A 19,417-nucleotide genomic window follows, 5' to 3' on the forward strand; every position below is an offset into this window, starting at 1 on the left:
ATTGGGGTACTGACAAAATTTAACCTCGAAAGGACAATATGGCCTAGATTTATATCCTAAAAAAAGGCAATCTGTAGAGGTTTAATAAACAAATTTCATCATTTTCAGGAACAAGACAATGCAAAATATCGGGATGTCGTCAAAACTCGATAATGTCTGCTATGACATTCGAGGTCCAGTGCTCAAACATGCTAAACGCATGGAAGAAGAAGGGCATAAAATACTAAAGCTTAATATCGGCAACCCGGCCCCGTTTGGTTTCGACGCCCCGGATGAAATCCTGGTCGACGTGATTCGTAACCTGCCAACCTCACAAGGTTACTGTGATTCCAAAGGTATCTACTCGGCACGCAAAGCTGTCGTACAGCACTATCAGAAAAAAGGCATCCGTTCTCTGGATGTCGAAGATGTCTACATTGGTAATGGCGCCTCCGAACTGATCGTAATGGCGATGCAGGCGCTGCTGAATAACGGTGATGAAATGCTGGTTCCGGCCCCGGATTACCCGCTGTGGACGGCAGCCGTTGCCCTGTCCGGCGGTAAAGCGGTGCACTATCTGTGTGATGAGCAGGCCGACTGGTATCCTTCACTGGACGACATCAAGAAAAAGATCACGCCGAACACGCGCGGCATCGTCCTGATCAACCCGAACAACCCGACCGGCGCGGTCTACAGCCGTGACTTCCTGCTGGAAGTAATTGAAATTGCCCGCAAACATAAACTGATTATCTTTGCAGACGAGATCTATGACAAAGTTCTGTACGACGGCGCGACTCACACTTCTGTAGCGACGCTGACTGAAGATGTGCTGGTCGTGACGTTTAATGGCCTGTCTAAAGCGTATCGTGTGTGTGGTTTCCGTGGCGGCTGGATGTTCCTGACCGGGCCAAAACATCAGGCCAGCGGCTATATCTCCGGCTTGGATATGCTGGCTTCAATGCGTTTGTGTGCCAACGTACCGATGCAGCACGCGATCCAGACTGCACTGGGCGGCTATCAGAGTATCAATGAACTGATCCTGCCAGGCGGGCGCCTGCTGGAGCAGCGTGACCGTGCCTGGGAACTGATTAACCAGATCCCCGGGGTATCGTGTGTGAAGCCGAAAGGCGCGATGTATCTGTTCCCGAAAATTGATACCAAGAAGTACAGTATTAAAGACGATCAGCGAATGGTACTCGACTTCCTGAAACAGGAAAAAGTCCTGCTGGTACAGGGCTCCGGCTTCAACTGGCCGAAACCGGACCACGTACGCATCGTGACCCTGCCCCATGTTGAAGATCTGGAAGTGGCGATCGGCCGTTTTGAGCGTTTCCTGAGCACTTACAGCCAATAACGCTTTCCTCTCCCTTTCCTGATCAGTTAGGCTAAAAAGGCGCTCTTTTCTAAACTAAAAGAGCGCCTTTTGTTTTATTCAGCGATCAACCAGGATGTCGAGCGTTATGAAAGAAAGCCATTTTTTTGCCCACCTCGCCCGTATGAAACTCATTCAGCGCTGGCCGCTGATGCGTTCCGTCTCCAAAGAGAACATCTCAGAGCACAGCCTGCAGGTAGCGTTTGTTGCCCATGCACTGGCCGTGATTAAGAACAAAAAGTTCGGCGGACAGCTCAATCCCGAGCGGATTGCGATTCTGGCCATGTATCATGACTCGAGTGAAGTGCTGACCGGCGATCTGCCAACGCCCATCAAATACTTCAACCCGGACATCGCCAAAGAGTACAAAAAAATCGAAGCAGCCGCAGAACGCCGCCTGCTGTCGATGCTACCGGAAGAATTCCACGACGATTTTGCGCCGTTTCTGGTCTCCGATGCAGCACATGCCGAGGATTCCGCGATCGTCAAACAAGCCGACTGCCTGTGTGCTTATCTGAAATGTCTGGAAGAACTCAGCGCCGGTAACCATGAATTTGCTCTGGCGAAAAAGCGCCTCGATGTGACGCTGCGTGAGCGCTACACCGAAGAAATGGATTATTTTCTGCAAACCTTTGCGCCCAGCTTTGAATTAACACTGGACGAGATCAGCTAACTCGCTGTAGGTTTTATAAAAACCGTGTCATATCGGGAGCCATCCATGCAGGTAACCATCAGTTCAGACTGGCAAGAACGTAACAACGACGAGCATAAGATTCGTCGCAATGATCACCGGAGTCCATATCAGCGTGACCGGGCCCGAATTCTTCACTCGGCCGCGTTTCGCCGCTTACAGGCCAAAACCCAGGTGCACGGCACCAGTTTGAACGACTTCCACCGCACCCGGCTGACCCATTCGTTAGAGGCCGCGCAAATCGGAACCGGTATTGTCGCGCAGATAAAACTCAAGCAGCCCCAGTTCCGTCATTTGCTACCGTCAGACAGCCTGATTGACTCGCTGTGCCTGGCGCATGATATCGGCCATCCGCCCTACGGCCATGGCGGTGAAATCGCACTCAACTACATGATGCGTGAGCACGGCGGTTTTGAGGGCAATGCGCAGACGTTTCGTATCGTCACCTGTCTCGAACCCTATACCGAGCATCACGGCATGAACCTGTCACGCCGTACCCTGCTCGGCCTGCTTAAATACCCGGCGCTGCTCAGCCGCACCCGGGCGGAAAAACTGCCCGAATCAGTCCCGCACCAGCGTCAGCTGAAAGCCAAAGACTGGGCACCGGCCAAAGGTGTCTACAACTGTGACAGTGCAGTACTGGCTTGGGTACTGGCGCCGCTTAGCACCCATGATCGTCAGCTGCTGGGCGAGATGCGGGCAGAAACCCGCTCGCCTTATCAGCACCAGAAGACACGTTTTAAATCCCTCGATTGCTCAATTATGGAGCTGGCCGATGACATCGCTTACGGGGTGCACGATCTGGAAGATGCGATTGTGCTCGGTATGGTCACGCAGACCCAGTGGCAACAGGCCGCGGCCAGCCAGTTAGCCGTGTGCGGTGATGAGTGGTTTGCTGAGCATATTGAAGCATTGAGCCGCATGCTGTTTTCCGGCCAGCATCATGTGCGTAAAGATGCCATTGGCGGCATCGTTAATGCCCTGCTAACCAGTGTCAGCGTCCAGCCGGTTGATACGGCGTTCAACAGCGATCTGCTGGCCTTTAACGCCTATCTGGAGCCGAACATGCATAACGCGCTGGAAGTACTGAAAAGCTTTGTCAGTCAGTACGTGATCCAAGTGCCGCAAGTGCAGCGTTTTGAATATAAAGGCCAACAGATCATAATGGACTTGTTTGAAGCACTGGCCGCCGATCCGGAACGCTTGTTGCCGGATGCAACCCAGGAGAAATGGCGTACCGCGGAGCATGCCTCGGAAGATGGAATGCGGGTCATCTGCGATTATATTGCCGCTATGACCGATGGTTATGCCCAGCGGCTGCATCAGCAGCTGTTTTCGGCCCACGTTAATTACTGAATCTGACTACTTAACGAAGACAAGGGGCATCTTGCCCCTTATTCTTCCTTATTGAGGTAATTACGCTCAAACACACCGGGTGGCATTTGCTGAATCTGATAATTGATCATGGTGTCAAATGCAGCCATCAGCGGCGAAAAGTCCTGTTCAGGCTGAAGAGTCTGCAGTAAGTGATAGCCAGCTTCCACCGTTGACAGTGCATTCTCACTCGGCGCTTTGCGAATCCGGTAGTTGCCCTTGAGATCTTTGGGCAGATGCAAGGCGGGTAAGTGATGAAGCTGGGTATTCACCTGCCACATCTTAAAGGCTTTTTTCCAGGTACCATCCAATACAATCACCCGGATCGGCCGCTCAGCTTGTAACTTAAGCTGCGCACTCGATTGTGACTGCTCGCTCGGATACAACACAAAATGCTGCACGCTGCTCTCTGCCAGCAGGCGATTCAGTTCCTCATGTTGACGGAAATCTTCGCCGACCAACAAGCGGCAGTTCGCCAGCGACAGACTGAGGATACGTGCAGTCCCCATGGCGCGATGTTCTTCTGTCGGGTGCTGAAGAATGATAAGCTCCACCTGAGAATCGATCGGCACTATCGCAGCGCAGATACAGGCTTTATGTGCTTTACCGCACCGGGAACAATAACGGGACATAGTGTGAATTTATACCTGTGGCTAGTAATAATCAGTATGGTCTGTGCCGGACTGCAGTTAGAACCGCTTTCTTCTGCCGCAGCCTGGCAGTTAAGTGCCATTCAACACGGCCAATGGTGGCGCATCCTAACAGGAAACTTCACCCATACCAACTTTGCTCATCTGGCGATGAATCTGGCCGGGTTATGGCTCATCAGCTATATCTTCAAGCCCACCGTTCGGCTGTTACTGTCCGCTCTTGTGCTTATCAGTCTCTGGGTCGGTATTGCGCTATTGATGACCGACATGAGTTCATACGTCGGTCTGTCCGGCACCCTGCACGGATTGTTTGCCTGTTTTGCCCTGCAAGAAGCCAGGCAGGGGCGGCGCAGCAGTTGGCTGCTGGTTGCCGGCGTGCTAGCCAAAGTGATCTGGGAGCAGTGCTACGGCAGCTCACTCGGCACTGAAGCGCTGATCCAGGCCCGGGTGGCAACCGAGGCGCACCTGGCTGGTGTACTGGGTGGTTTGCTGCTGGCAATGGTTAATCAGCGACAATGTCCCTCGATAACGGAATAACTATTTGAATGCAAAGCCGGTGGCTATTTTCCTGCTATCCCTTAGTCTGGATTTCGATGGATGGCCCGACTTCCACTACTACCGGGTTAAACACCGGGCTGTTAATAATGATCTGTTCCAGGCGCCGGGTGGCTTCATTGACTTTGGGAGATGTGAACAGGGTTACTTCCATATCCGGCAGCTCCGGCAGGTCGCTTAAAATAACCAGATCGTCCTCCAGAGTATGATAAGGCATCACGGCAATGCCTACTCCGGCACGTACCGCCGCCAGAACTCCGGATCGGCTTTGACTGGTAAACGCAATGCGATAAGGCATCCTGGCTTTTTCCAGCGCAGAGCAGGCATATTGACGATGCTGACACCCCTCATAAAACACCACCAGCGGCAGCACTGCATGGGTATGGACGAAGTGATCTTTCGAACCAATCCAGACTAATTCATCGCGCCGCAGCCGGGTTCCGCCTTGGGTTCCGGCCAGCATTTCGACTAACGCGATATCGAGCTTGCCTTTATCCAGTAAGTCAACCAGATGATCGGGACGATAGTCGCAAAACGCTTCCAGCTCCGCTTCCGGATAACTGAGGATAAAATCCTGCAGAATCGGGGCCAGTGTCTGGCTGGCATACTGATCATGCGTTCCCAGTCGCACTACCCCGTCAATATCCATGTTAAGGAAAGAGCCGACAATTTGATCGTGCAGGTTAAGCAATTGCTGGGCATGGGTTTTGAGCTGCATTCCTGCCGCCGTCAGGCGCACGCCGTGCTGGCCGCGCTCCATCAGCGGATTCGCCACCAGGTCTTCCAGGCGGTTGAGTTGCATACTCACCGTAGACGGAGCCTTGTGTAATAACCTGGCCGCCTCGGTAAGATTCAGAGTGTCTGCCACCATCATAAAAGTACGCAGCAGATTAATAGGTAAGTCATGCATGGCTGAGTTTTCAACAAATCCGAACGTAGAATTGAATATTTATCGATTTACCGAATAAACGCAAGCCCATAGTATAGCGCCATCGCTATTTTGTAGCTGGATTGTTAATTTTTAACATTTTGGGTTCAGTGACTTTTCCTGGTTAGATGGTAATCAGTTGAGGCCAAAGTACCTTGGACAAGGAGGATTACGATGCGCATGGCAATGACATTTGGTTTTAACCAGGTTATCAGTCACGGCTTTGGATTGTTTCTGTTTGCGACCATGATGCCGATGATGCAATCCTCAATTGAGATCAGCAGCTGGTACCTTGCCGCGGCAGGGGCTCTGACCCAAATCTCTTATTTGTCCGGCGCCATGGCTCTCGGTGTGATCGGGCATCGCATCGATTCCGGCCGTTTACTGTTAGCTACCGGTTCACTGACCACTGTCTTGCTGTTTACTATGGCCTGGCTCAACGATCCGCTGGTTATGATTGGCGTACTGACCGTGTTAGCCGCCAGCGCCGCTATGAGCTGGGGAGGCATTGTTGAGCTAACCACCAGCTATGGTGAAGAAAAACGCACCGCAACCAACCTTTCCGTGTCCGCCAGCGGCACAGCTTGGGGCTGCAGCCTGAACGGCCTCATCATTTTACTGGTTGTACCGGTTCTGGGCTGGCGCAGTGGCTGGATTGTCGCCTCTGTGATGGGGCTGGTAACGCTGATAGCCACTATGTACCTGCTCAAACATCTCCGCAGTCAACCGCACCTGGACAATATCAAAGTGACCAAAGCACTCAGCACCCGCGAGCTGTTTTCCATCGTACTGCGTGAACGCACTGCTTTCCTCTCCTGTCTGATGCTGTTTTTGGTCGGTTGCTCAACCATGACCTTTTCAACCTGGCTGAATACGTTCCTGGCCCAGCTTAATCTACCTTCGACATTGGGAGGCTATACCTGGAGTGTGATCGGATTTACTGGCATGGTGGCAGGCTTCTTTATCGGTAAACTGGCTGATAAACGTGGTCACAGCCTCGCGCTATTACTGATTTTCGGCGCTTTTGCCCTGGGACTTATCGCCTTCACCTACAACCCCGCCAAATTCGTTATGGTGGCAGGCTTTGGCTACGGCCTGATGTATTTCCCGGTCTGGGGCGTCGTTTCCGGCTGGATAAGCCGCCGCTACAGCTCCAAGTCAACCATGCAGATCAACGGCATCGGTATGGTCACGTTCGGCATGGGTGGCGCGCTGGGTAATCTGCTGGCCGGTATCGTCAATGAAAACACCGGCAGTCTGCTGGATGTCTTCTGGCTGATCGCTGCCCTGAGCATAACGTTGTTTGCGCTGGCCACTTATATCTATGCTACCGAGCGCCAGGTCAAACGCCCGATTGCCAGAGCGATTTAACCGCTCACCGCCGATGATACAAAGGGCGATGTTGACTACCCGCCTTATCAAAACTCATCCGAGTTACAGGCAGCAAACTAAACCGTCTCTTGGCAACAGCAATATGATGCGACAGGACACTCGCGGGCGTCCTGTCGATTTAGCCCGAGTGAGCTAAAAATTCACCTGTTCTCGTTACTCCATTCCGATTCGTTGGGCACCCTTTCCTTGCTGGCTGAGTTTATCTTCCGGATTCAACAGATGACATTTTTTCATACTCAGGCACCCGCAACCGATGCAGCCGGTCAGATTCGCTCTTAAAGATTGTATTTGAGCCATTTTACTCGCTGCTGCCTGCTTTGCCATCGCCCTGCTTCTGCTTAACCGCGTTCGCGATGAACACCCGCTGATGGTCGCCAGGAATGTTCTGATAATGGCCAGCCTGCAGCTTACTGCTCTGACCCTGCTTGAAGCCCCCACTGAGTTGGCTTCTTTGCACTTCAATCAACTCTCCGTCTTTAACGTCTTTTCCGTTATCTACCTCGGAGTCATGTGCGCAGGTGTTGTGTATTATCTGTACATGCTCAGCGTGAAAAATGCCGGTGCGGTGTTCACATCAATGACGAATTATCTGGTTCCGTCATTTGGTGTTGTTTTCGGCCTGATCTTCAGTGATGAAATGCTGCCTCTCACAACCTGGTTGGCACTGGCTGTGATACTGCTGGCTTTGCTGCTTAATCAGATGCCAAGCCGCACGAAGCAGTCATAACAAAAGGACAACGAGCAAACACTCTGGTTTTCTATCCAGGACACACACGAAAATATCACTCAACAAGGGGTGTGTCCCCTTAAATATTATCCGTTCCACACGTTACATCTGAACGTTAATTACGCCTCGGCAAACTGCTGCAGAGCCTCGCCGGTCAAACGATAGATTCGCCATTCGGATTGCTCTTCGGCACCAATATGCTGGTAGAAATCGATCGCCGGTTGATTCCAGTGCAGTACTGACCACTCAAACCGTCCACAATTATTCTCTAGCGCGATCTCGGCCAGCGTTTTCATCAGTCGCTTTCCTGCTCCGCAGGACCGGTACGCAGGCGTCACGTAGAGATCTTCCAGGTAGAGACCATTTTTACCCAGCCAGGTGGAATAATTGAAGAAGTAGACCGCATACCCCACCGGGCGTCCCTCAGCCTCGCAAATCAGTGCCTTTGCGGTTGCAGTTGAACTGAACAGACTGGCCACAATATCCGCTTCATTGGCCTGTACGCAGTGCAGTGCCTCTTCATATTGCGCCAGCTCTTTAATAAAAACCAAAATCACTCTGACATCACCTAGGGTTGCCGGTCGAATATTCATCACTACTTTCCTTTCTTTGTGGTGTATGAACAGTATATCGACCCGGACATTATGATTTAAGTGCATTGTATTCATAGTTAATCTGTATCATATTCACATATGCGGTAAGGTGATAAAGGAAGCTTATGGCGACGCTGGAAAATCTGGACCTCAATCTGATCAAGGTCTTCTATTACATTTATCAGACTCAGTCTGTTCACCTGGCGGCTGAAAAACTTCATCTAAGCCAGTCAGCCTGCAGCCATAGCCTGGCTCGTCTGCGTGAGCGACTGGATGATGAGCTGTTTATTCGTATTAACGGCAAGATGGTGGCAACAGAGCGCGCTCTGTTGCTGGCAGAATCGGTATTACCGGCTGTCAGCCTGCTGCAATCCGGTCTGAATAATGCCGTCCCCTTTGAACCAGCCAACGGGCAACATCAGTTCATTATCTCCGGCTACGATTTCAGTATCTGGTGTGTACTGCCTGAATTGAATGCTTATCTTGCCAGACACTACCCGAATATCAGTGTTCGGATAGTGCAAAGTAATGAACAGATACCAGCAGAAAAACTTGAATCCGGTGACGTCGATCTGGCGTTAGGATTTGACCACGAAGCCGAGCAATCAGCCCACATCGGCAACGCGGTCTGGACCACAGGTCGTTACTGTATTGCGATGGACAGCCAGCATGAAATGGCCGATACAAAGAAAGTTATGCGGATTGAAGACTTTCTGGACTATCCGCAAATTCTGGTCACTCCCTGGAATGAGTCACGAGGGATTGTGGATAGCGCGCTGGCAAAAATAAACAAAAAACGCCAGGTCGTAATGACACTGCCCAGCGTGCTCAGTGCGCCTTACTTGCTGAAAAACACCCCGTATTTTCTCGCTATCCCGGAAGTGTATATTCAAACTGTGAGTAATTCGCTCGGTCTGATTTACCGTGCACCGCCCATCACTATCCCCGACTTCCAGATAAAATTATATTGGCATAAAGTGCGCGAAAAAGAGGCCAAAGTCAGTTGGTTGATTCAATTACTCTGCCGACTATCAGGCCAGAACGGCACGACACTCACTAATACCAGCAGATAAAGGCAACTCTGATATCCATTTAAGGGACACACATCCGTTATGAGAAGTAATACTCAGCTAAACCGGCATCCTGCAATCAACTTTGTAACGCTGTAATAACGGTGTGTGTCCCGTTTATTTTTTTTGGTTCTGCGGCGATAAAAAAAGCGCCTCAAGGAAGCGCTTTCATATAAGTATTAGACTTTGATTACACGATAGGACGCTGGCCACGGCTTGCCAGTTTCAGCAGCACACTGTCCGCAGTTTCAGCTGCTGCGCCAGCCAGTTTAGCGGTCAGCTTTTTCTTCTGCACGTAATGGATAGCCAGTACGGTTTTGTCTTTGCACGCTTCAACGATCAGATCGTCTGAGGTTGTGATCTCATCGACCAGACCGAGTTCTTTGGCCTGAGTACCAAACCAGTGTTCACCGGTAGCGACTTTATCCAGTTCCAGTGCCGGGCGATGTTCGCGAATGAAATCTTTAAACAGTACATGAGTCTCTTCCAGCTCCTGCTTAAATTTGTCACGCGCTTTATCGGTGTTTTCACCAAACATGGTCAGAGTACGTTTGTACTCACCGGCGGTCAGCTGTTCAAACTCAATATCATGCTTTTTCAGCAATTTGTTAAAGTTTGGCAGTTGAGCCACGACCCCGATGGAGCCGACAATCGCAAACGGTGCAGAGACGATTTTATCGGCAATACACGCCATCATGTAACCACCGCTGGCAGCAACTTTATCGACCGAGATCGTCAGCGGCAGACCGGCTGCTTTAAGGCGATCCAGCTGAGATGACGCCAGGCCGTAACCATGCACCATACCGCCACCGGTTTCTAAACGCAGCAGCACTTCATCGCCAGGTTTCGCCACCGCCAGAATCGCGGTGACTTCTTCCCGCAGCGCCGCGACTTCTTTAGCATCAATACTGCCATGGAAATCGAGCACGAACAGATGAGGCTCATGTTTCGCCTCAAGCTCGCCGCTTTTCGCTGCTTTTTTGATCTCTTTTCCCCGCGCTTTGGCTTTTTCCTTTTCGCTTTTCTTATCCGCTTTATGACGGGCTTTCAGAAAGGCGTCGTCATGAAGATGTGACTCCAGCTGCTCCACGGTTTGTTTATGTTGCTCGGTCAGGTTCGTCACTTCCAGTTCACCTTTGGCTGAGCTTTGTCTTCCGCCGCTGGATTTAACAATGACTAACACTGCTACGATAGCGACGACGACAGTCGCAATCTTGGCCAAAAACAGGCCGTAGTCTAATAAAAATTCCAATGTGTTCATCCTCTTCAATGCGAATTGGTGTATTGTAACCACCTTGTCACGAAGACTTAAAGCAAATCATAAGAATAAGGAAACGTAACGTGGATTATTCAGTTTCTGCAGATGCCCTCAAAGATAAAGTCATTCTGGTCACCGGCGCAGGTGACGGCATCGGAAAACAAGCGGCACTCTCTTATGCCGCACATGGCGCGACCGTGATCCTGCTCGGCCGCACAGTGAAAAAGCTGGAACAGACTTACGATGAAATCGAAGCCGCAGGCTACCCGCAACCGGCCATCATTCCGCTCGATATGAAAGGCGCGAGCAAACAGAATTATCTCGATATGGCCGATACGATTGAAGGCCAGTTTGGTCGTCTGGATGGTGTGCTGCACAATGCCAGCCTGCTGGGGGTGCTGAGCCCGTTCGATCAAATTGGTGAAGAGACTTTTGATGAAGTGATGCAGGTCAACGTCAGAGCCCAGTTTTTGATGACCCAGGCGCTGTTGCCACTACTGCACAAATCAGACGATGCCCGCCTGGTATTCACCAGTTCAACCGTGGGCCACGTTGGCCGTGCATACTGGGGCACCTATTCTATATCTAAATTTGCCACTGAAGGTATGATGCAGGTACTGGCCGATGAGCTGAGCGATACCCGGATTCGTGTCAATGCCATCAACCCGGGCGGCACCCGTACCGGTATGCGTGCCAAAGCGTTCCCAGCGGAAGATGCCAATCAGTTGAAGACACCGCTCGATATTATGCCGCTCTATCTGTACCTGATGGCACCGGAAGGCAAAGCCGTACACGGCGAGTGCATTGACGCGCAACCGAAAAAATAAGTCACAAAAGATCTCATTAATTCAAAGCCTTGCTCTGTGAGCAGGGCTTTGTGTTTTTCAGAGCCGACATTTTCCTTGAATGTTCAACACAACAAAATATACTGTACATATATACAGGTAAATTGTTATGTATGAACTGATCGAACACCTCAAAAATAAACACTGGCTCTGGCAGGGTTCGCAAACCCAGACTGAGCCGGATACTCATTCAACCGGCTTCAACGAGCTGGACCACAAGCTGTGCGGCGGCTTCCCGGCGCATGGTGTTGTCGATATCCACTCCGAGAGCGGGATTGGTGAACTGCGCCTGGTGTATCCTTACCTTAAGCAACATGGTGAGCGCCTGACCGTGCTGATCAACCCGCCAGGTATTGTCGATGCTGAAAGTCTGAGAAATGACGGAATTAACATCGAAAACGTACTCATTGTGACGCCAAAATCAGAAAGAGAGGGATTATGGTCAGCCGAACAGTGTGCCAGAAGCGGCGCCTGCAGCCAGGTTCTGCTGTGGCAGGATAAACTGGAAGTGCATCACGCCCGGCGCCTGCAGGTTGCCTGCGAAACAGGAAATTGTCTGAATTTTCTCTTCCGTTCGGTACAAGATAACCTATTTTCACTGCCGGTTACTTTGACGCTATCCCTCAGTGCCCATCCGCAGGGACTCGAAATACGAGTGCCGAAGCGCAGAGGCGGCTGGCCGCTCGGTGCGTTTACCCTGTCGATGGCAGAGCGTTGGTCACGTCTCGTACTGCCGCTGCCTTCTTCAGTGGTGGTGCCATTTCCGCTGCGTAAACAGGGCTGACCATGACTCTATGGATCTATCTGCATTTTCCTAACCTGCAGCTCGATACGATGTTTGCAGAGGCCCCATGCGCAGAGAATATGACGGCAGTAAGTATGACTGCTGAGAACATGTCCGCGGATACGGTGGATACGGCACCGGCTGCGTCTGAAACCGCAGCAGAGCGTGCTGCCGCACCGGTGGTGATCGTCAACGGACCTGCTCATCAGGTGGTGCAGGCCAGTCAGTCCGCGCTTAAACAGGGCATCAAACCGGGCATGGGGCTTGGCAGCGCGGCGGCTTTATGCAGCGAGCTTCAGGTCTATCCGTATGAAGCGGACAGAGAGCGGCAAGCGATTGAGGAATTGGCTCAATGGCTGTATCTGCTGACGTGCGATATCGTGCTCTGTCCGCCGCAGGGGCTGCTGCTGCGGGTGACCAATATGCTGTCGCTGTACGCCGGACTGAATAATTACTGGCAGGCGCTGAGTCAGCATCTGGACCAGCGTCAGGTGCGTTATCACTACGCCAGCGGTTTCTCTCCTCTTGCTGCGACGTTGCTCGCCAAAAGTGCAGCCGACTGGATCTGCGGCGACGAGCAAGCGCTGCGTCAGCGACTGGAGCATTATCCCCTCAGTGCCACCGAGCTGGATGCTAAGCAGATCGACAAACTCGCCCGGGTGGGGATTCGGAATATTCAGGCTCTGCTGGCGCTGCCCATGCAAGAGATAGCACGCCGCTTTGATATCGACCTGGTCAACTATGTCGGGCGCCTGCTTGGCCACTTTAAACACCCGCTCAGCTTTTATCATCCACCGCAGGCCTTCCACGCCCATCTTGATCTGTTGTATGAGATAGATAATGTACAGTGGCTGGAAAAGCCCCTCCGCCGCCTGCTCAAACGACTGGAAGCCTTTCTCACCCTGCGTAATCAGGTCGCGTTTGAGCTGGAACTGATGCTGCAACAGCGCGATGACGCATGCGATGTGGTGCGCTTTACTTCAGCGCAAGGGGAATATCAGGCGCTCAAATGGTCTCGGCTGTGCTGGCTGAACATGGAATCTGTGCAACTGACCCGGCCAGTACTTAGCCTCAGCCTGCGAGTCATTCGCTCCGGCCTTGCCGAACAAACTCCTGGTGACTTTTTTCGCGTCCGCCAGGGTCAGCAGAGCTCCGCAGAACTGATCACCCTTCTGCAGGCCAAACTGGGCACAGAGCAAGTGTGTAAACTGCTGTTAAGTGACGATCCCCGTCCCGAGCTGCGCAGCCGTTACTTGCCTGCCGATCAACCGGTCAGCGCAATGAGTACCCCGCCCCAAAGCCTTAACTCTGCCTGTCATCGCACTTCTGGCCGCTTAAGACCGAGCCTTCGTTTACCGCAGCCGCAGCCGTTACAGGAACCGATCTCGCTTATCCACGGTCCGGAGCGGATTGCGACCGGATGGTGGGACGGCCACAACATTATTCGTGACTATTTCATTGCCCGCACTCCTCAGGGACGCTGGCTATGGGTATTTCGTACCCCCGAGCAGCAGTGGTTTGTGCACGGGCAGTTCAGTTAATTTCACAACCCGTTTGAATTGAAGAGGTTTTATGGCTTACGCAGAACTGTTTTGTCAGAGTAATTTCTCCTTTCTGGCTGGCGCGTCCCATCCGGAAGAGCTGGTGATGCAAGCTGATTTTCTGCGCTATGACGCGATTGCCATCACTGATGAATGCTCACTGGCCGGCGTAGTACGTGCTCACACTGCGATTAAGCAACATCAGCTTGGCATCCGGCAAATTGTCGGCAGCGTATTTACCCTGAATGATGAATGCCGCTTCGTATTGCTGTGCCCGGATCGCGAGGCATACACTGAATTGTGCCGCATCATAACCAACGCCCGTCGCCGCAGTGAAAAAGGCCACTATCAACTGTCGGAATGGGATGTAATGTCCGCGCGCCACTGCCTGCTGGTATGGTTGCCGGGCTACCATGAGCGTGACACGCACTGGGGGCAATGGCTGACACACCATCACAGCGGCCGTCTATGGATAGGAGTACAGCGCCATCTGGGGCCGCAGGATCAAGAGTATCTCGCTCATTGTTGTCAGCTAGCCCAGCAACTGGCACTACCGTTGACCGCCTGCGGCGGCGTACTGATGCACAACGCGACCCGCTTGCCCCTGCAGCATGTACTGACCGCTGTTGCCCATAGCCAGCCACTGGACAAGGTTCAGGCCCATCTACTAAGCAATACCGAACGTGCACTGCGCAGTCAGAATAAACTCAGCAAGCTGTTTCCCGCCGAATGGCTGGCAGAGAGTGTGCGGATTGCCAAGCGCTGCCAGTTTCAGCTCAGCGAGTTGCACTATCACTATCCCAGCGAACTGGTACCGCAGGGCACCACACCGATGGCCTATTTACGCCAGTTGGTGGAACGCGGTAAAGCACTGCGTTTTCCTGACGGGGTACCGCAAGACATTCAGATACTGATTGAAAAAGAGCTGGCACTGATTGGCGAACTTGACCTGCCCTACTATTTTCTCACCATCCATGACATTGTGATGTTTGCCAAACGCAGTGGCATTCTCTATCAGGGACGTGGCTCGGCAGCCAATTCCGTGGTGTGCTACTGCCTGGAAATCACCTCGGTTGACCCGCGCCAGATCAGCGTGTTATTTGAACGCTTTATCAGTAAAGAGCGCGACGAGCCGCCGGATATTGATGTCGATTTTGAACATGAACGTCGTGAAGAAGTCATTCAGTACCTGTATCAAAAATATGGCCGTGAGCGGGCCGCACTGGCGGCCACCGTCATTTCCTATCGCTTTAAAAGTGCAGTACGCGATGTCGGCAAAGCACTCGGCATCAACCAGGCGCAGCTCGATTTTTTTATCCAGAACGTTAACCGCCGGGATAAAGCTCTTGGCTGGCAGGCACAACTGACCGAGCTGGGGCTGGAGCCGCAATCACTTAAAGGCCAGCAGTTTATTGAACTGGTCAGTGAGCTGATCGGTTTTCCGCGTCACTTATCTCAGCATGTCGGCGGTTTTGTTATCTCTTCCGGACCACTGCATGAGCTGGTTCCGGTCGAGAATGCCGCCATGCCGGAGCGCACCATTATCCAGTGGGATAAGGACGATTTGGAAAGTCTCGGGCTGTTTAAAGTCGACGTGCTGGCGCTGGGTATGCTGACTGCGATTCGAAAATGTTTTGCCCTGGTAGAAGAGCACCACCAGCGCAGTCTGAACATTGCCGCTATCACCCGTTTGCAGGATGACAGCAATGTCTATGGCATGATTCAGCGTGCTGATACAGTCGGGGTATTTCAAATAGAATCTCGGGCGCAGATGAGTATGCTGCCGCGCCTGAAGCCCAGCTGTTACTATGATCTGGTCATCCAGATAGCGATTGTTCGCCCCGGGCCGATTCAGGGTGATATGGTGCATCCGTTTCTCAAACGGCGCGATGGCCTTGAGCCCATCACTTACCCCTCCCGGGAGGTTGAAGCGGTACTGGCACGCACCATGGGTGTACCGATTTTTCAGGAGCAGGTGATCAAACTGGCCATGGTCGCCGCCGGGTTCAGCGGCGGTGAAGCCGATCAACTGCGCCGTGCTATGTCGTCCTGGAAGAAGAATGGTGAGCTGGCCAAGTTCAAACACAAGCTGGTCGATGGCATGCGACAACGTGGCTATCAGCAAGCCTTTGCCGAACGGATTTATCAGCAGATTTGTGGTTTTGGTGAATACGGCTTTCCGGAAAGTCATTCCGCGTCTTTTGCTGTGCTGGCCTATTGTTCCGCCTGGCTGAAATATCATTACCCGCAAGCGTTCTACACTGCGCTGCTCAATAGTTTGCCGATGGGATTTTACAGCGCTTCACAGCTGATTCAGGATGCCCGCCGCCATGGCATCAGTGTCCTGCCGGTGTGTGTCAACCACTCCGCCATTGATCATCAGGTCGTGCAACATCAGCAGCAACTGGCCATACGGCTTGGTCTGCGCCAGATCAAAGGGCTCAGCGCGGCCGGCGCTCAGGCACTGATTGAGCAGCGCCCGCCTCAGGGCTTTCATCATCCGGGGCAGTTGAAACGTTGTGCACTTAGCCAGCGCGATCTTGAAGCGCTGGCTTCTGCCAATGCGCTGCACGCTATCGTCGATAACCGCTATGCCACACGCTGGGCAATGATGGACTCACTCAGCGATCTGCCGCTGTTTGCCACCCTGGAAGAAGAAGCGCCGCCGCTGGCTCACCAACCGAGTGATTTCGACACTCTGCTGGAAGATTATGCTGCTTTAGGACTGTCGCTGACTCAGCATCCGGTCACCCTGCTTGACCAGGCCGGAGAACTGGGACGCTTTACCCGCCAGCGCGATCTGACGGATCTGGCTCATCAGTCACTGGTGACCGTGGTCGGTGTGGTCACGGGACGTCAGTCACCGGGCACCGCCGCTGGTGTGACCTTTTTTACTCTGGAAGACGACACCGGCAATATTAATGTGGTGGTATGGCAGGCCACCGCACGAGCCCAAAAAAGTGCCTATATCGGTGCTAAGCTGCTGATGGTAAAAGGCATATTGGAGCGGGAAGGCAGTGTCATTCACGTCATTGCCGGACGTCTTATCGATCTCACCCCTAAGCTGCAACAGTTACAGACCCGTTCCCGCGATTTCCACTGACAAGCTGGCAATAAAAAAGCGCTGACTATCAGCGCTTTAAAAAAATAGCTTATGCAAATACCACTTAAATAAGTTCGCGCAGGCGATCCTGCACCGCTTCCACCAACAAATCCGGCTGGAACTTGGAGATAAATCGGTTACACCCGACTTTCTGCACCATGGCTTCATTAAAGCTGCCACTTAACGAGGTATTCAGAGTAATAAACAGATCGGCCATACGCGGATCATTACGTACTTCATAGGTCAGCTTATAGCCATCCATCTCCGGCATCTCGGCATCGGTGATCAACATCAGCAGTTCCTGGTTGATGTTCTTGCCTTTATCGCACAAACCCTTGAGGAAATTAAGCGCTTCCAGGCCGTCACTGCATTCAATGATGTTGAGACCGAGCTGAGACAAGGTCCCCTTGATCTGGTTACGCGCTGTCGAGGAGTCGTCCACGATCAGAACATTGCGACCGACCATGTCATTGACCAGAGTCGGATCCAGGATCTCTTCGGAGATCGACACATCATACTCAATAATTTCAGCCAGCACTTTTTCCACATCAATGATCTCAACGATCTTGGTCTGATCCTGTTCTTTGATTTGAGTAATCGCGGTCAGATAGTTCGAACGCCCGACCGATTTTGGCGGTGGCTGAATTTCAGTCCACGCGGTATTGACAATATTACGCACCTGCCCGACCAGAAAACCCTGCACGGTCCGGTTGTATTCGGTGATAATAAGATTCTGCTCCGGATTTTCCTCGCGCGAAGGCGGGAAGCCAATCGCCTGCCTCAGGTCAATAATCGGGACTGAGACACCCCGTAAAGAGGCGACACCGATAATGTTAGGATGAGAGCCTGGCATCTTAGTGGTTTTCGGAACTTTAATCACTTCCCGAACTTTAAACACATTGATAGCAAACACCTGGCGGCTATTCAGACTGAACAATAACAATTCCAGGCGGTTCTCACCTACCAGATTGGTACGCTGATCGACCGTATTCAAAATACCCGACATACAAAATCCCAATAAATAGACACATGACAACGCTACACAGTATAGCCATATTCACGCAGGTAAATATAATCCGAGTGGCAAATGTAAACCGGAGAGATGAAAAAACGAAGAAAAACTTACCCTTCGACCACTTTCATCAGCAACAAACCGTCGTATAACGCCTGCTTGATCAGTGCCGCGCCCGGCATGGTCGCCTGTTTGTAAAAGCGAGATTCCACCAACTGTAAATCCTGGTGGTAAACCGGCAGACTCTGTTCTTCGATACAACGCTGGATGGCCGGATACAAAACACTCTTCGCCTGGTTAATCACACCACCAATCAAGATTTTTTCCGGGTTGAACAGGTTGATGACGATGGCAATCGCCGAACCCAGATAACGTCCCAGCTTTTCAATCACATCGACCGAGAGCGGATCGCCTTCGGCCGCTGCCAGACAGATGTCTTCGATACTGATCTCTTCCTGATCACTCAGGCACGAGGCTTCTCCGGCCGCAATACGCTCGGTAACTTGCTGACGAATCGCCTGAGAACTGGCGACCGTTTCCAGACAACCGATATTGCCGCAATGACAACGCTTGCCGTGCGGATCAATCTGAATATGCCCCAGTTCACCGATGTTGCCGTGCCTGCCCTGCAGTACCCGGCCGTCAAGAATAATACCAGCGCCTAAGCCGTGGTGGATTGAGATCAGGACGGAGTTGTCGACATCCTGGGAATGGCCAAACAATTTTTCTGCCAACGCCCAGGCTCGGGTATCATTCGCGACAAAGACCGGTAAACCGGTTGCCTGAAAAATCGCTTCACCGAGAGCCAGATTTTCCACGTTGTAATGCGGCATTTGCAGCACCACACCCTGCTCTGAATTGACCAGCCCCGGCAAAGTAATCGCGATACTGGTCACCCGCCCGAGCTGCTCGGCATAAGTCTGGAAAAACTCATCGATTTCAAACAGCAGACGCTGCAGGACATCATCCTGGTCAATTTCATGGATGTCTATTTTAGTATCGATCAACACCTCGCCGCCCAACTCATGCAGCGCTATGGTCAGATAACCGCGTCCAAGACGCATGGATAAAAACTGCCAGCCCTGGTTGTTGACCTGCAATCCGATCGCCGGACGACCACGGCTGATCGCTTCCTGGACTGTCGTTTCATGAATCAGATGGGCATCAATTAATTCGCGGGTAATTTTAGTAATGCTGGCGGGGGCGAGTTCACTCTCTTTCGATAAGTCGATACGAGAAATGGGACCTTTTTGATCGATAAGTTTATATACACGGCCAGCATTGACCTGTTTGATGTGATCAATATGGCCTGGTTGAGCCATATACATAGGGCGCTCCAGAATTCAACAACATGCCAATTTTTTTACTTTGCGAACTAATTGTGAAGCGCTTTGGTGAATAGCCGTGACAAGCATCACGCATATACATAGAAGTTTGTGTTTTCAGTCAAAATGTCGCTTCCTTAGCCGTGCTCAGGCTGACCTGGCGTTGGATGAAATAGCAGCAACAGGACAATGCGCTAGCTGGGTCAAAGCCGCGCGCT

Annotated in this window: 17 protein-coding genes and 1 pseudogene; 11 read left to right on the plus strand and 7 right to left on the minus strand. The window is 52.0% G+C overall.

Going from position 1 to position 19,417, the window contains the following annotated elements; translation table 11 throughout:
- Nucleotides 1-118 precede the first annotated feature (118 nt).
- The 3 genes from J0X00_RS07070 (at nucleotide 119) to J0X00_RS07080 (ending at nucleotide 3,398) form a co-directional block, all read left to right on the plus strand.
- A complete protein-coding gene (locus J0X00_RS07070) occupies nucleotides 119-1,333 on the plus strand; it encodes a pyridoxal phosphate-dependent aminotransferase (RefSeq protein ID WP_136482797.1) in 1,215 nt (404 codons plus the stop codon).
- Between the two features lie 106 nt (nucleotides 1,334-1,439).
- On the plus strand, nucleotides 1,440-2,024 hold the full coding sequence (gene yfbR, locus J0X00_RS07075) for a 5'-deoxynucleotidase (RefSeq protein WP_136482795.1): 585 nt from the start codon (nucleotides 1,440-1,442) through the stop codon (nucleotides 2,022-2,024).
- A 45-nt stretch (nucleotides 2,025-2,069) separates the two neighbouring features.
- A complete protein-coding gene (locus J0X00_RS07080; protein WP_282477803.1) occupies nucleotides 2,070-3,398 on the plus strand; it encodes an anti-phage deoxyguanosine triphosphatase in 1,329 nt (442 codons plus the stop codon).
- A gap of 38 nt (nucleotides 3,399-3,436) precedes the next feature.
- Here J0X00_RS07080 and J0X00_RS07085 read toward each other — a convergent pair whose 3' ends face one another.
- Nucleotides 3,437-4,048, minus strand: a complete 612-nt coding sequence (locus J0X00_RS07085; RefSeq protein ID WP_136482791.1) for a DTW domain-containing protein — start codon at nucleotides 4,046-4,048, stop codon at nucleotides 3,437-3,439.
- Between the two features lie 3 nt (nucleotides 4,049-4,051).
- On the opposite strand from J0X00_RS07085, the gene rrtA reads away from it, so the two are divergent.
- Nucleotides 4,052-4,603, plus strand: a complete 552-nt coding sequence (gene rrtA, locus J0X00_RS07090) for a rhombosortase (protein WP_282477804.1) — start codon at nucleotides 4,052-4,054, stop codon at nucleotides 4,601-4,603.
- 34 nt (nucleotides 4,604-4,637) lie between these two features.
- Here rrtA and J0X00_RS07095 read toward each other — a convergent pair whose 3' ends face one another.
- Entirely contained in the window at nucleotides 4,638-5,531 is an 894-nt protein-coding gene (locus J0X00_RS07095) for a LysR substrate-binding domain-containing protein (RefSeq protein WP_218562867.1), read from the minus strand.
- 192 nt (nucleotides 5,532-5,723) lie between these two features.
- Between J0X00_RS07095 and J0X00_RS07100 the strand changes: the two genes are divergently transcribed.
- Nucleotides 5,724-6,920, plus strand: coding sequence for an MFS transporter (locus tag J0X00_RS07100; RefSeq protein WP_282477805.1), 1,197 nt, complete (start codon nucleotides 5,724-5,726; stop codon nucleotides 6,918-6,920).
- Nucleotides 6,921-7,094: 174 nt separating this feature from the next.
- Here the strand turns inward: J0X00_RS07100 and J0X00_RS07105 are convergent.
- Nucleotides 7,095-7,244: pseudogene (locus tag J0X00_RS07105) on the minus strand (redox-sensitive transcriptional activator SoxR); the annotation flags it as partial.
- A 31-nt stretch (nucleotides 7,245-7,275) separates the two neighbouring features.
- Between J0X00_RS07105 and J0X00_RS07110 the strand changes: the two are divergent.
- The gene (locus J0X00_RS07110) at nucleotides 7,276-7,668 is read left to right on the plus strand and encodes an EamA family transporter (RefSeq protein ID WP_282478276.1); all 393 of its coding nucleotides are present in this window, start codon (nucleotides 7,276-7,278) and stop codon (nucleotides 7,666-7,668) included.
- Between the two features lie 119 nt (nucleotides 7,669-7,787).
- On the opposite strand, the gene J0X00_RS07115 is transcribed toward J0X00_RS07110, so the two are convergent.
- Entirely contained in the window at nucleotides 7,788-8,261 is a 474-nt protein-coding gene (locus J0X00_RS07115; protein ID WP_282477806.1) for a GNAT family N-acetyltransferase, read from the minus strand.
- A gap of 125 nt (nucleotides 8,262-8,386) precedes the next feature.
- Between J0X00_RS07115 and J0X00_RS07120 the strand changes: the two genes are divergently transcribed.
- Nucleotides 8,387-9,334, plus strand: coding sequence for a LysR family transcriptional regulator (locus J0X00_RS07120; protein ID WP_282477807.1), 948 nt, complete (start codon nucleotides 8,387-8,389; stop codon nucleotides 9,332-9,334).
- Between the two features lie 187 nt (nucleotides 9,335-9,521).
- On the opposite strand, the gene sohB is transcribed toward J0X00_RS07120, so the two are convergent.
- Nucleotides 9,522-10,583 carry a protease SohB gene (gene sohB / locus J0X00_RS07125; protein WP_136482773.1) on the minus strand — a complete coding sequence of 354 codons (1,062 nt, stop codon included), beginning with the start codon at nucleotides 10,581-10,583 and terminating at the stop codon, nucleotides 9,522-9,524.
- Between the two features lie 89 nt (nucleotides 10,584-10,672).
- Between sohB and J0X00_RS07130 the strand changes: the two genes are divergently transcribed.
- The 4 genes from J0X00_RS07130 to J0X00_RS07145 all read left to right on the plus strand — a co-directional run bounded on the left by J0X00_RS07130 (nucleotide 10,673) and on the right by J0X00_RS07145 (nucleotide 16,862).
- Entirely contained in the window at nucleotides 10,673-11,416 is a 744-nt protein-coding gene (locus tag J0X00_RS07130; RefSeq protein ID WP_136482771.1) for a YciK family oxidoreductase, read from the plus strand.
- A 127-nt stretch (nucleotides 11,417-11,543) separates the two neighbouring features.
- Nucleotides 11,544-12,218, plus strand: a complete 675-nt coding sequence (imuA, locus tag J0X00_RS07135; RefSeq protein ID WP_282477808.1) for a translesion DNA synthesis-associated protein ImuA — start codon at nucleotides 11,544-11,546, stop codon at nucleotides 12,216-12,218.
- A gap of 2 nt (nucleotides 12,219-12,220) precedes the next feature.
- Entirely contained in the window at nucleotides 12,221-13,759 is a 1,539-nt protein-coding gene (locus J0X00_RS07140; protein ID WP_282477809.1) for a DNA polymerase Y family protein, read from the plus strand.
- Nucleotides 13,760-13,790: 31 nt separating this feature from the next.
- Complete coding sequence (locus J0X00_RS07145; RefSeq protein WP_282477810.1) at nucleotides 13,791-16,862, plus strand: error-prone DNA polymerase; 3,072 nt, start codon at nucleotides 13,791-13,793, stop codon at nucleotides 16,860-16,862.
- A gap of 64 nt (nucleotides 16,863-16,926) precedes the next feature.
- On the opposite strand, the gene J0X00_RS07150 is transcribed toward J0X00_RS07145, so the two are convergent.
- Nucleotides 16,927-17,868: a chemotaxis protein CheV gene (locus J0X00_RS07150; protein ID WP_136482763.1), complete on the minus strand. Its 942-nt coding sequence runs from the start codon at nucleotides 17,866-17,868 to the stop codon at nucleotides 16,927-16,929.
- A gap of 116 nt (nucleotides 17,869-17,984) precedes the next feature.
- The gene (locus J0X00_RS07155; RefSeq protein WP_136482761.1) at nucleotides 17,985-19,202 is read right to left on the minus strand and encodes an ROK family protein; all 1,218 of its coding nucleotides are present in this window, start codon (nucleotides 19,200-19,202) and stop codon (nucleotides 17,985-17,987) included.
- Nucleotides 19,203-19,417: the final 215 nt, after the last annotated feature.

The organism is Vibrio sp. ABG19, assembly GCF_029962385.1.
In the GTDB taxonomy this organism is placed as follows: domain Bacteria; phylum Pseudomonadota; class Gammaproteobacteria; order Enterobacterales; family Vibrionaceae; genus Vibrio; species Vibrio ostreae.